The 12,564-nt window shown below is 67.9% G+C and carries 12 protein-coding genes; 5 read left to right on the forward strand and 7 right to left on the reverse strand.

Annotated elements, in window-relative coordinates:
• Positions 1 to 41: 41 nt before the first annotated feature.
• Entirely contained in the window at positions 42 to 1,832 is a 1,791-nt protein-coding gene (locus ACFFGN_RS33380; RefSeq protein ID WP_380056325.1) for a chitinase, read from the reverse strand.
• Positions 1,833 to 2,463: 631 nt separating this feature from the next.
• Between ACFFGN_RS33380 and ACFFGN_RS33385 the strand changes: the two genes are divergently transcribed.
• From ACFFGN_RS33385 to ligD, 3 genes are all read left to right on the forward strand, one after another.
• Positions 2,464 to 3,762 carry a helix-turn-helix domain-containing protein gene (locus ACFFGN_RS33385; RefSeq protein ID WP_380056328.1) on the forward strand — a complete coding sequence of 433 codons (1,299 nt, stop codon included), beginning with the start codon at positions 2,464 to 2,466 and terminating at the stop codon, positions 3,760 to 3,762.
• 67 nt (positions 3,763 to 3,829) lie between these two features.
• Entirely contained in the window at positions 3,830 to 4,933 is a 1,104-nt protein-coding gene (locus ACFFGN_RS33390; protein WP_380056331.1) for a branched-chain amino acid aminotransferase, read from the forward strand.
• A gap of 40 nt (positions 4,934 to 4,973) precedes the next feature.
• Positions 4,974 to 5,942: a non-homologous end-joining DNA ligase gene (ligD, locus tag ACFFGN_RS33395; RefSeq protein WP_380056333.1), complete on the forward strand. Its 969-nt coding sequence runs from the start codon at positions 4,974 to 4,976 to the stop codon at positions 5,940 to 5,942.
• Positions 5,943 to 5,987: 45 nt separating this feature from the next.
• Here ligD and ACFFGN_RS33400 read toward each other — a convergent pair whose 3' ends face one another.
• Together ACFFGN_RS33400 and ACFFGN_RS33405 are read right to left on the reverse strand one after the other, a co-directional pair.
• On the reverse strand, positions 5,988 to 6,461 hold the full coding sequence (locus ACFFGN_RS33400; RefSeq protein ID WP_380056335.1) for a carboxymuconolactone decarboxylase family protein: 474 nt from the start codon (positions 6,459 to 6,461) through the stop codon (positions 5,988 to 5,990).
• 90 nt (positions 6,462 to 6,551) lie between these two features.
• The gene (locus tag ACFFGN_RS33405) at positions 6,552 to 7,307 is read right to left on the reverse strand and encodes a TetR/AcrR family transcriptional regulator (protein ID WP_380056338.1); all 756 of its coding nucleotides are present in this window, start codon (positions 7,305 to 7,307) and stop codon (positions 6,552 to 6,554) included.
• A gap of 106 nt (positions 7,308 to 7,413) precedes the next feature.
• Here ACFFGN_RS33405 and ACFFGN_RS33410 point away from each other — a divergent pair, with 106 nt between their 5' ends.
• Both ACFFGN_RS33410 and ACFFGN_RS33415 read left to right on the forward strand, forming a co-directional pair.
• Complete coding sequence (locus ACFFGN_RS33410) at positions 7,414 to 8,337, forward strand: ATP-binding cassette domain-containing protein (RefSeq protein WP_380056341.1); 924 nt, start codon at positions 7,414 to 7,416, stop codon at positions 8,335 to 8,337.
• The gene (locus ACFFGN_RS33415) at positions 8,334 to 9,113 is read left to right on the forward strand and encodes an ABC transporter permease (protein WP_380056344.1); all 780 of its coding nucleotides are present in this window, start codon (positions 8,334 to 8,336) and stop codon (positions 9,111 to 9,113) included. Before ACFFGN_RS33410 ends, ACFFGN_RS33415 begins: the two co-directional genes overlap by 4 nt.
• Position 9,114: 1 nt before the next feature.
• Here the strand turns inward: ACFFGN_RS33415 and ACFFGN_RS33420 are convergent, their stop codons facing one another.
• The 4 genes from ACFFGN_RS33420 to ACFFGN_RS33435 all read right to left on the reverse strand — a co-directional run bounded on the left by ACFFGN_RS33420 (position 9,115) and on the right by ACFFGN_RS33435 (position 12,506).
• Positions 9,115 to 9,327, reverse strand: a complete 213-nt coding sequence (locus ACFFGN_RS33420; protein WP_380056346.1) for a helix-turn-helix domain-containing protein — start codon at positions 9,325 to 9,327, stop codon at positions 9,115 to 9,117.
• Positions 9,328 to 9,737: 410 nt separating this feature from the next.
• Positions 9,738 to 10,496: an ATP-binding cassette domain-containing protein gene (locus ACFFGN_RS33425; RefSeq protein ID WP_380056349.1), complete on the reverse strand. Its 759-nt coding sequence runs from the start codon at positions 10,494 to 10,496 to the stop codon at positions 9,738 to 9,740.
• The gene (locus ACFFGN_RS33430; RefSeq protein WP_380056352.1) at positions 10,493 to 11,485 is read right to left on the reverse strand and encodes an ABC transporter permease; all 993 of its coding nucleotides are present in this window, start codon (positions 11,483 to 11,485) and stop codon (positions 10,493 to 10,495) included. Before ACFFGN_RS33430 ends, ACFFGN_RS33425 begins: the two co-directional genes overlap by 4 nt.
• A gap of 1 nt (position 11,486) precedes the next feature.
• Positions 11,487 to 12,506 (reverse strand): substrate-binding domain-containing protein, encoded by a 1,020-nt coding sequence (locus tag ACFFGN_RS33435; RefSeq protein ID WP_380056355.1) that lies wholly within the window; start codon positions 12,504 to 12,506, stop codon positions 11,487 to 11,489.
• Positions 12,507 to 12,564: the final 58 nt, after the last annotated feature.

Here is a 12,564-nt window from a genome sequence, read left to right on the forward strand (position 1 = left end):
GCACCCGGCTAATCCGGGTGCGGGTAATTCGACCCCGGTGGTCAGGGCAGGGCGGCCAGGTACGGCGCGTGGCTGTTCTGGAACTCCCAGTTGTAATAACGGTCCCAGTTGATCGACCACGTCATCAGGCCCCGGAACGACGGTGAGGCACCTCCGCGCAGCGTGTAGCCACCACAGTTGGTTCCCTTGACCAGGCAGTCCAGGGCCTGGTGCACGGCCGCCGGCGCGGTATAGCCGTTACCGGCGCTCACGGCCGCGGGAAGCCCGAAGGCCAGCTGGTCCTGCCTCAAGCCCGGGAAGGTGTGTCCGGTGTTCGCGACGGTGAACCCGGCCTTCATCATGTCGGTCATCGCGATGTGGAAGTCGGCGTTGCCGATGTTGTGGTACTGCCCGTCGAGGCCCATCACCGGGCCCGAGTTGTAGTCCTGCACGTGCAGCACGGTGAGCGCGTCCCGCAGGGCGTGGATCACCGGCAGGTACGACCCGGTGCGGTTATCCCCGCCGCCCGCGCCGCCGTAGAACTTGTGGCCGACCTGGACGAAGAAGGTCTCCGGCGCCATCGTGAGCACGAAGTTGGCGCCGTACTTGGCCTTGAGCGTGCGCAGCGCCGAGATCAGGTTCACGATCACGGGCGTGGTCGGGTTGCGGAAGTCAGTGTCACCGGCGTTGAAGTACAGCGAGTGGCCTTCGAAGTCGATGTCGAGGCCGTTCAGCCCGTAGCGGTCGATGATCGCGCCGACCGAGCTGACGAAGGCGTCCCGCGCGGCCGTGGTGGTGAGCTGGACCTGTCCGTTCTGGCCGCCGATCGAGATCAGCACCTTCCTGCCCGCGGCTTGTTTGGCCCGGATCGCCGCGATGAACTCCGCCTCGCTCTCCACGTTCGGGCATTCCGCGATCGGGCAACGGTTGAAGCGGATATCGCCCGAGGTGACCGAGGTGGGTTCACCGAACGACAGGTTGATGATGTTCCACGCAGCGGGCACATCGGCCATCCGGACATAGCCCGAGCCGTTGGCGAAACTCGCGTGCAGATATCCGATCAACGCGTGCTTTGGCAGGCCTGTGTTCGTACAGCCGGTGGTAGTTCCCGAGACGATGCCGGACTTCGCCGACTCGCCATTGGTGTTGTACGCCGCGACGGAGTACGAGTGCGACGTACAGGCGCCGAGGCCGTCGATCGTGGCCGTAGTACCCGTGACGGCCTTGACCACCTGCGAACCCTCGTAGACGCGATAGCCAGTCACCGTGCCAGTAGCGGCCGTCCACGACAGAGAGATGGAGTTCGCCGTCGTGCCGGTGACACCGGGATTGGCCGGTGCGCCGGGCACTCCCCCGGTTGGCGGGTCGCCACCGCCCGGGCCATCCAGGCTGACGTCATCGGCGTAGTACGTGCCTTGGCCGTACCAGCCGTGCAGGAAGACCTGGGCGGTCGTCTGGCTCGCGCCGGTGGTGAAGGTCACCGCCAGCTCCGAGTACGACGAGGCGCCGGGCGTCCAGGTGGACGCGCCGCCGGTGACACCGAGGTAGACGTAGCTACCGCGCACCCAGGCCTTGAGCGAGTAGGCCGTGTTCGGCAGCACGGAGACGGTCTGCGTGCACAACGCCTGGTCGGAGCTGCTCGCGGCTCCCGCGAGGGCGTGGCTGCCGGAACGAACCGGACTGCTCACCACCGAGCCGGTGCCGCCGGAGCAGGACCAGCCGGACAGGGAACCGGCTTCGAAGCCGGGATTGGCGAGCAGGTTCGCGGCCTGGGCCGGTGCAGCGCCGGTGACAAGAGCCGCCGCCGTCAGCGCGAGGGCGGAGACGGCGGCAAGCAGACGCGAGCGTTTCATGGTGGGACCTCCGGGACGGGTCCATTTAGTAGAGAGACTTCATAACTGATCGTCAATGGATTCACGCGTTCTGCCCCTGTCGGAAACCCGTCAGTGTCGGGGTCCGGCTCGTCCGGTTCCAGCACGCCCGGTTCGCCGGCGGCCGGCTGCCCGGCGTTCGGCTGCCCGGCGTTCGGCTGCCCGGCAGCTGGTTGCTGCCCGGACGGCTTCAAGTCGTCCGGGCAACGCAGGCACGGCCAGGGACGGCCGCACCGGCTGCACAAGCCGTCGGGGCCCGGCACCGGCACCCTCGGCAACCCGACGGAACCGGTTGGGCTGGTTGACGTGATTGACGGGGTCGAACTGCTTGAGCTGGACACGGCCGGCAAGTGCTCGGCAGGTTCGGTGATTCGCTTCATGGCAACCAGCCTCTCCCGGCGCGCTCACCGCCACCAGGCGTGATCTGTGGGCTGTTCCGACAGCCCACAGACTTCAAGCCCACAAGGGATCTTGGAGCCATCCACTACGTCCTGTTCTGTCGGTCGGGACTTGTATCTTCGTCATCGCGCACCGCAACCACCAGGCGCAACACGTCCTCGAGTGTGCGGAGGTTCCTGTGACGATTCCCAGTCCGGATTCACTGACGGCTGCCATGACAGCGACAAGGACCCAAACCAGCACCCGACCCGAGCCGGCTGCCCCGGCGGGCACGGCCAGCACCGCGTCAGGGCCGGAGCCGACCTTCGGCGGGCGCCTCCGCGAGTGCCGGCGAGCAGCCGGGCTGAGCCTGCGGCAGCTCGCGGCTCAAGTCGGATATGACCACAGCTACCTGTCGCAGGTCGAGCGCGGCCTGCGACCCGGATCCGCGCACTTGGCGGCGTTGTGCGACCAGCGGCTCGGTCGCCGCGGGGAGCTCACGGCCGCCTACCAGCAAGCCCACCTGACTGCCACCGCTTCAAGTCCGCCGGACGCGAGCCGGCCGTCCGGAGCTCCCCCGGAGCCGATGCCACCGAGTCTGGAGGCAACTCGGCATGGCCTGGCCTTCTCGTTCGCCCAGGTGGCCGGCGCGCAGGAGTGGCAGGCTGTCGCCGCGGCGTACGGGCAGGACATCTTCACGACGGATCCGGCCGACCTACTGACCGAACTGACCGCGGACCTGGAGCTCCTGCGCCAAGCCGTCGCGGCCGATCGCGGCGACCCGTCCGAGGCTCTGACGGCACTGGCCGATCCGGCTACCCGGCTAGCCGTGGTGATGGCGCTGACGCTCGCCGGGCTCGGCCGGGTTCGGGAGGCCCGACGCTGGTGGCGGACCGCCCGAGCGACCGCCGACCACACCGGGGATCCGGAGCTGCGTCTACTGGCTCGCGGCTGGGAGATCCTCAGCGGCTGGTCCGAGCGTCGTCCCGTCGCTGAGCTGCTCCAGCTGAGTGAGCAGGCCCTCGCGGCGACGAACGGGCCCGCCACCGGGAGCGGAGCCGCCGTACTGCTGGGCAATGCGCAGGCCTTGGCGCAGCTCGGCCGGGAGGACGAGGCGCGGGCGGCCATGGCCCGGTTGGCCGAGGTGCCGTGGACGGCGGATGAGCGGTCGCTGTTCGGCTGGCCCGAGTATCGCTGGCGGCATGCGGAGAGCCTGGTCTACACCACCTTGGGCGACTACGCGGCGGCCTTCGCCGCGCAGGACCAGGCCCTCGCGCTGTACCCGGCCGAGCTGGCCGGTGAACTGGCGATGGTTCAGCTGCATCGCGCGGCCTGCCTGGTGGCGAACGGCGAGTTGATCGGCCTCGGTTATGCCATGCGAGTCCTGGTGGAACTTCCCAGCCACTGCCACAACGAACGGTTGTACGTCGTGGCGGGTCAAGTGCTGGCCGCGGTCCGGCCGGCAGATCTGGCGAAGTCCGTGGTGCGGGATTACCGCGAGCTGCTGGTGACCCGCCCACTCCTTGGCCGTTGAGTATGGCGAGGGTGCAACCGGCGGTAACGTGCCGGGATCAGCGAGAAGTTCTAGCCGGGAGTCAGCAGTGGCAGACGCGTGGAAGTTCGAGGTCGAGTTGCGGGCCGATCCGGCCGCCGACGAGGTCCGGGAGGCGATCCTTGCCGCCCCTGGCTTCGGACAGGCCTTCACCGACCACATGGTGCTCGCGAACTGGACGGCCGACTCCGGCTGGCACAACCCGCGCGTGACGCCGTTCGCGCCGCTCAAGGTCTCTCCGGCCGCCGCCGTGCTGCACTACGCGCAGGAGATCTTCGAAGGACTCAAGGCCTTCCGGCACGCGGACGGCTCGGTCTGGGCCTTCCGCCCGCAGGACAACGCGGCCCGCTTCACGGGTAGTGCCAGGCGACTGGCACTACCCGTGTTGCCGGAGGAGGAGTTCGTCGCATCGCTGCAGGCGTTGGTCAGCGTCGACGAGCGCTGGGTGCCAACCGGCGGTGAATCCAGCCTGTACCTGCGGCCCTACATGATGGCGACCGAGGCCGGCCTGAGCGTCCGCCCCTCCCGCGAAGTGCTGTACGGCGTGCTGGCCTCCCCTGCCGGGCCGTACTTCCAATCCGGCGTCAAGCCCGTCTCGATCTGGCTCTCGACCCGCTACACCCGCGCCTCGCCGGGCGGCACGGGCGAAGCCAAGACCGGTGGCAACTACGCCGCCAGCCTGGTCGCACAGGCGGAGGCACTTGCCAACGGTTGCGAGCAGGTCGTCTTTCTCGACGCGGTCGAACGGCGCTGGCTGGAAGAGATCGGCAGCATGCTGCTCTTCTTCGTGCACAAGGACGGCCACATCGTCACGCCCGAACTGTCCGGCACGATCCTCGCCGGTATCACCAGGGCCTCGGTGCTGGAGCTCGCGGCCGATCTCGGCCACAAGGTCGAGGAGCGCCGGATGAGCATCGACGAGTGGCGCGAGGGCGTGGCCGGCGGCGAGATCACCGAGGTGTTCGCCTGTGGCACTGCTGCCGCGATCACGCCGATCGGCCGGCTCGTCTGGGACGGCGGCGACCAGGTGATCGGCGACCACGACGTCAACGAGGGCATCGGCCCGGTCACCGCCGAGATCCGTCGTACGTTGCTCGACCTTCAGTACGGTCGCACCGAGGACACCCGCTCCTGGCTCACCCGCCTGGCCTGAACTCCCCGGCTTGTCGGTGGACCCGGCTAGTCTCGGGTGCATGGCGACGTCCAAGGGCAAGACCCCGGCGGTGGAGCTGGAAATCGGCGACCGGACCGTGCGTATCTCGAACCCTGACCGGGTGTACTTCCCGGCCCGGGGCGAGACCAAGCTCGACCTGGTCAACTACTACCTGTCGGTGGGTGACGGCATCGTGCGCGCGCTGCGAGAGCGCCCGTGCATGATGCATCGCTTTCCCGAGGGCGTCAGCGGCGAGAAGGTGCACCAGAAACGCCTGCCCCATGGTGCTCCGCCGTGGATGGAGACGGTCCGCGTGCACTTCCCGCGGTACAACCGCACCGCCGACGAGCTGTGCGTCACCGAGGTGGCGCACGTGGCCTGGGCGGTGCAGATGTCGACGGTGGAGTTCCATCCGTGGAACTCCCGCCGCGCCGATACGGAGAAGCCGGACGAGTGGCGCATCGACCTGGACCCGATGCCGGACTGCCCGTTCGACCGGGTCCGCCAGGTCGCGCACGTCGCCAAGGAGGTGCTCGACGAGCTCGGCATCACCGGCTATCCCAAGACCTCCGGCGGTTCCGGCCTGCACGTTTACGTCCGGATCAAACCCGAGCACGGCTTCGGCGACGTACGGCGAGCAGCGCTGGCCTTCGCTCGCGAGGTGGAACGGCGCGCACCCGACGACGTCACCACCACTTGGTGGCGCAAGGACCGCGACCCGGCGAAGCTCTTTGTCGACTACAACCAGAACGCCCGCGATCACACCATCGCGAGCGCCTACTCGGTGCGTGGCAATGCCGAGGCCACGGTCTCGACGCCGATCCGGTGGGACGAGATCGACGACGTGGACCCGAAGGCGTTCACGATCGCCACGGTTCCGGAGCGCTTCGCGGAACTGGGCGATCTGCACGCCACGATCGACGACAAAGCGCACTCCCTCGACACCCTGCTGGAGTGGGCCGAACGGGACGAGAAGGAAGGCGCCGAGGTCCCACCCGAGGAGGACTAGCGCCCGGGCGCCTTGGTTTCGGCGCCCGGGCTTCGTGATGACGGTTCAGCCGAACATGCCCGGCTGGTAGTCGCCGGCCGGCTGCTGAACGATGACGTTGATCCGGTTGAATGCGTTGATCAGGGCGATCTGCGCCACCAAGGCGGCGAGCTGGTCCTCGTCGTAGTGCTTGGCGGCATTCGCCCACACCTCGTCCGGAACACCACCAGCGGCGTCGGCCAAGCGGGTGCCCTGCTCAGCCAGCTCCAGCGCGGCGCGCTCGGCCTCGGTGAAGACCGTCGCCTCCCGCCAGGCCGCGACCAGGTTGAGCCGGGTCACGCTCTCCCCTGCCGCCAGGGCGTCCTTGGTGTGCATATCCGTACAGAAGCCGCAGCCGTTGATCTGGCTGGCCCGAAGGTTCACCAGCTCCATGGTCGCAGCGGGCAGCGTTGAGCCGGAGATCGCCTTGCTCGCGCCCAGGAAGAACTTCAGGTACTTGGCCGCGTTCTCGTTGGCGAAAAGGTTCAGGCGTGCATCCATCGTGCAACTCCTTGCCGTGATTGACGTTTACACCCTTAAGACACGGCAGACCGGCGAGCTGTGACACGAGCGAATGTGACCTGCGTCGCGCTACGCCTTCGCCGTACGGCGGTCGATGAAGGCGGCGACACCGTCGAGATAGAGGTTCAAGCCGAAATCGAACTCGCCCGCCTGTTCCTCCTCGTCGTACAGCACCTCGGCCGCGAAGACACCTGCCGCGACAACCGCATGCAAGGCCGGCAGCTTCCGCGGATCGACTACCCGCGCGAGGACCTGCCCGTACTGCGAGCTGAACGCCTCGGGGTTGTCCGCGAACCCCTGGGCCAGCTCCAGCCCCAGCCGGATTTCGCCGTGAACATAGGTGATCAGGCCCATCACGATGCCGACCTTCTCGGGTTCGCTCAGGCCGGTATCGCGGAGGGCGCCGAGCCCTTTGTCGAACCATGCCAGGTTGTGCGGGCCGATCGGCGGGGCGGTGATCGGGAGCTGGGCGTACCAGGGATGCCGGCGGATGGCCGCGAGCACGTTGTGCGCCCAATCGGTCAGGCCTTCGCGCCAGCCCTGAGCCGGTGGCGCCTGCGGAGGCAGTTCCAGCGCCGCGTCGGACATCAACGTGAGCAACTCGTCCTTGCTCTTCACATACCGGTAGAGCGCCATCGTGGAGTTGCCGAGATCCGCGGCCACCCGGGCCATCGACACCGCCGCCAGCCCTTCGGCGTCCGCGATCGCGATGGCCGTGCGGGTGATGTCCTCAACGGTCAGCGACGGCTTCGGCCCTCGCCGTGTTCCGTCGCGCAAACCCCACAGCAGCTCGGCGTGCGTCACCATGCCCGCGTCGTCAGTCATCCAGCACCTTTCGTCGCCCGACAGTTTAGGAACACCCACTTGCGGCCTTTACTGCGTAGCCTCTACGCTATAAAGCGTAGCTCATACGCAGTAAGGAAGGAGCGGCATGATCGTTGTGACAGCAGGACTCCGGAAGGCGTACGGCCCGACCGTGGTGCTGGCCGGATTGGATCTCGAGGTGGCCGAAGGCTCGGTGTTCGCCCTGCTCGGACCGAACGGCGCCGGCAAGACCACCACCGTGCGCATCCTGACCACGCTCACCAAGGCGGACGGCGGCCACGCGGAGGTCGCCGGGTACGACGTACGACGCGAACCGGGCAAGGTGCGCGGCGTGATCAGCCTGACCGGGCAGTCCGCGGCGGTGGACGAACAGCAGACCGGCCGGGAGAACCTGGTGATGGTGGGCCAGTTGATGCACCTCGGGCGGATCGCGGCGCGCCGCCGGGCGCTCGAACTGCTGGAACGGTTCGACCTCACCGACGCGATGGACCGCCGGGTGGCGACGTACTCCGGGGGTATGCGGCGGCGGCTCGATCTGGCGATGAGCCTGGTGGCGCAGCCGCGGGTGATCTTTCTCGACGAGCCGACGACGGGCCTCGACCCGGTCAGCCGTACGACGATGTGGGACGCCATTCGCGAACTGGTCCGGGGCGGCACGACGATCATGCTCACCACGCAGTACCTGGAGGAGGCCGACCGGCTGGCCGACCGGATCGTGCTGCTCGACCACGGGCGGATCGTCGCGGCCGGAACCGCCGACGCGCTGAAGGCGCAGGTCGGTGGCGAGCGGCTCACTCTGCGATTCCCCAGCCCGGACCAGCTGGAGAAAGCGTCGATCCTGCTCGCGGACGCGCAACAACTGACCGACCTCGAACTCGGTCTCGCCACCGATGGCACCGCCGCCGACGTGCACCACATCCTCGGCGAACTGGTTGCCGCAGGCATCCAAGTTGACCGGGTCTCGACCCATCGGCCGACCCTTGACGACGTCTTCCTGACCCTGACCAGCCGCGAGAAGGTGCCCGCATGACCGCCCTCAGCCACGACCGGCCGATCAACGGCCTGACCGACAGCCTGACCCTGATCGGCCGGTGCATCCGGTTGAACCGGCGCAACGCCGACGTGATGCTGATGTCGGTTCTGCTGCCACTGCTGATGATGGCGTTGTTCGTGTACGTTTTCGGCGGGGCGATCAACACCGGCACGGCGTACATCAACTATGTGGTGCCCGGCATCATCCTGCTCTGCACCGGGTACGGCGCGGCCTCGACCGCGATGGCCGTCGCGGACGACATGAACTCGGGCATGATCGACCGGCTCCGGTCCATGCCGATCCGCTCGTTCGCCGTGCTGACCGGCCATGTCACCGCGAGCGTGGCGCGAAATGCCGTCTCCACCACGATCGTGATCGGCGCGGCCATCGCCATGGGCTTCCGGCCGAACGCAAACGTGCTCGACTGGATCCTCACCTGCGGCCTGCTCATGTTGTACGTGCTGGCGATGTCGTGGCTCGCGGCCGGCCTCGGCGTCATCGCCCGATCGGTGGAGTCAGCCAGCGCGCTCAGTTTCGCGATGCTGTTCCTGCCGTATCTGAGCAGCGCGTTCGTACCAACCGACACGATGCCGTCCGCCCTGCGCGGCTTCAGTGCGCACCAGCCGCTCACGCCGGTGATCGAGACGGTACGGGCGCTGCTCACCGGAATGCCCGTCACCCGCGGCTGGACCGCCCTGATCTGGTGCGCCGCGCTACTGGTCGCATCCTTCCTGCTGGCAACCACCCTCTACCGCCACCGCACCCGCAAATGACTCAGGGAGTTTCGTCCACCCACTCGAGCAGGTCGCCCGGCTGACAGTCGAGCACCTTGCACATCGCCTCGAGCGTGCTGAACCGAACGGCCTTGGCGCGGCCGTTCTTCAGCACCGCCACGTTCGCCGGGGTGAGCCCGACCCGCTCGGCGAACTCCCCCACGGACATCTTGCGTTTGGCCAGTTCGACGTCGATCCGCACCACGATCGGCATCAGATCGAGGTTCGCCAGCCTCCCGGATGTGGCCGGGCCTGATCAGCAGGGCCCGGCGCGACGGGATCGTGCGTCTTCACTCGCCAGTCGACCCGACTGCACGCGAGTCGTCGCGTATGCACGCGTCCGCGACCACTCGCGCAAGCCACTCGGCCACCCCACCGCACAGCTTCCCCTGGGCCTGGCTGCCGGGTTTCAGCTCCGCTACCGGCTTTCCGCAAGCCCACTACCGGGTCTTGTACCGACTACCCGGCTACAACCGGGGAGCGGCACCACAACCCGCCAGCCCGACGCCAGAGCAGCGCATGACTCGCGGGGAGGTGGGGGTATCGGAGCGGCAGCTCGGCATTCGGCCGTACGGCGTCTTGGCCAGCGCGCCGAGCCGCCGTACCGGGGTCACCCCATCACGGTTAGGCAGGGACCTCGGTGGCGCCGGTGATGAAGGAGACGACATCGCTCATGGAGACGTCGGATGGTTTGACGATGCCGGTGCGCTTGCCCAGCCGGTGGACGTGGATCCGGTCGGCCACTTCGAAGACGGCGGGCATGTCGTGGCTGATCAGCACCACCGGCAGGCCGCGGTTGCTGATTCGCTTGATCAGTTCGAGCACCTGGGCCGTCTCGCGTACGCCGAGGGCGGCGGTCGGTTCGTCCATGATCACCACCTTGCTGCCGAACATCGCCGCCCGGGCCACCGCGACCGCCTGGCGCTGGCCGCCCGACAGGGTCTCGACGGTCTGGGTGATGTCCTGGATGGTGGCGATGCCGAGCGAGTCGAGCTGGCTGCGCGCCTCGGTTCGCATGGCCTTCTTGTCCAGCACCCGCAACATCCCGAGCAGCCCTTCCCGCCGGATCTCCCGGCCGAGGAACAGGTTGGTCGCGATGTCGAGGGCCGGCGCCACCGCCAGCGTCTGGTAGACCGTCTCGATCCCGGCACGCCTGGCGTCCAAGGGCGAGTGGAAACGGACTTCCTCGCCGTCCAGCGTGATCGTGCCGGCGTCCGGAATCACCGCGCCGGTCAGCGCCTTGATCAACGTCGACTTGCCCGCGCCGTTGTCGCCGACGACCGCCAGCACCTCACCGGCTTCGAGATCGAAGTCCGCGCCGTTCATGGCGGTGACGAACCCGTAGCGCTTGACCAGTCCGCGCGCGCTCAGCACCGTACTCATGCGCTCCTCCTTCGGGTCGCCTGGTCGAACGCCACGGCCGCGATCACCAGTACGCCGGTGGCGAGATTCTGGTAGTTCGAGTCGATGCCCATCTGGGTCAGGCCACTGCGCAGCACCGCCACGATCAGCGCGCCGACCACCGTGCCGACGACGCCGCCCCGGCCGCCGAACAGGCTGGTACCACCGATGACCACGGCGGTGATGCTGTCGAGATTGCCCGTCTGGTAGGCGTTCGGATCGGCCGTCGGGGTCCGTCCGAGCGCCATCCAGGCCGCGAAGGCGTAGATCACGCCGGCTACGGCGTACACGCTGATCAGGGTGCGATCGATGTGGATACCGGTGAGCCGGGCCGCCTCGGGTTCGTTGCCGACGGCATATACATGGCGGCCCCACGCGGTCTTCGCGAGCACGAACCAGAGCAGCGCGAACAGCATGGCCGCCAGCACCATGCCCATCGTGAACTGGATCCGCCCGAACAGGTAGAGCGACGTGCCCAGCCAGGTGAGCAGGCCGTCCGGCACCGGCCAAGTGGTGCCTTGACTGTAGAGACTCGTGATGGCCGTCATCACCGCGAGCATGCCGAGGGTGACGATGAACGGCGGCAGCTTGATCCGGCTGACCAGCAGGCCGGACACGGTCGCGACCAGCGCACAGCCGATCAGGCCCATGAACAGGCCGAGCGGCCCGGGCATATCGCCGGTGACGAGGCGGGTCATCAGCACGGTACCGAAGACCGCGATGGCGGCATTGGCCAGGTCGATGCCGCCGGTCAGGATCACCAGCGTCTGACCGAGAGCCAGCGTGCCGACCACAACCGACTGCTGAATGATGATCGAGAAGTTGTCGACGCTGGCGAAGGTGCTGGTGGCGAGGGAGAAGAACACGATCGCCACCACCAGCGCCGCGGTGGGCCCGAGCACCGGGTTCCGGGCGAACATCGCCCGGGCCCGATCACCTCTGGTGGTTTCCAGACTCAGAGTCGTCGACATCTCAGCCCCAGCAGTTCTCTGCGCCCCAGGCGGTGTCCTTCGACTCCTGGCCCGCGACCGGCTTGTCGGTGATCAGGGTGGCACCGGTGTCGACGAACCCGGACGGCTTCTTGCCGGTTTTGGCGTAGTCGATCACCGCGGTGACACCGTCCTCGGACATCTTCTTCGGGAACTGCATCACGGTCGCGACGAACAAGCCGTTCTTCACGTCCTGCACGCCCTGGCAACCACCATCGATCGCGCCTACCAGCACCTTGCCGGTCAGACCGCGCGCCTTCAGCGCCTGGTACGCGCCGCGCGCGGCCGGTTCGTTGATGTTGTAGACGGCGTTGACCTTGTCACCGGCCCGCTGGAGCAGGTTCTCCATCGCCTGCTGGGCCTTGGTCTGATCGCCCTGGGTGAGCGCGCTGCCGATCACGGCCGGCGTCTCCAGCGGTAGGCCCATGCCCTGCAGGAAGCCGTTGTGCCGGGCGATGCCGACCGAGGCGCTCGGATCGAGGTCCATCATCAGCAGCTGCGGCGGGGTCGAGCCGAGGCGTGCCTTGACGTAGGCGCCGAGCAGCCGGCCGGCCTGCTCGTTGTCGGTCGCGTACGTCGCGGAGACGGCGTCGGCAGGCACGGTCGCGGTGTCGAGGGCGACCACCAGTACGCCCTGTTCCTCGGCCTGCTTGACCGCGCCGATCACGCCGGCGGAGTTGCTCGGGGTAATGAGAATGCCCTTCACGCCCTGCTGGACCAGGTTCTGGATCGCGGTCACCTGGCCCTCGTTGTCGCCGTCGAACTTGCCGGCCAGCGCGATCAACGTCGCACCCTTGGCCTCGGCGGCGGCCTTCGCGGATTCGCGCAGCTTGACGAAGTACGGGTTGGACTCGGTCTTCGTGACCAGCCCGATCTTCACCGGACCGGTGTCGCCGGTGTCCGACGACGAGCCGGGCCCGGAGGTCTTGGTCGTCGTACAGGCGCTCAGCGCGAGCGCACCGGCGCAGACGAGCGCCGACGCCATGATGCTGGACCGATTCATGGGTGGGACCTCCTGTGAAGCTCTTGATGTCTGTCGACTGACACTAGGAACGACGCAA

It is taken from the genome of Kribbella deserti (assembly GCF_042434725.1).
Lineage (GTDB): Bacteria > Actinomycetota > Actinomycetes > Propionibacteriales > Kribbellaceae > Kribbella > Kribbella deserti.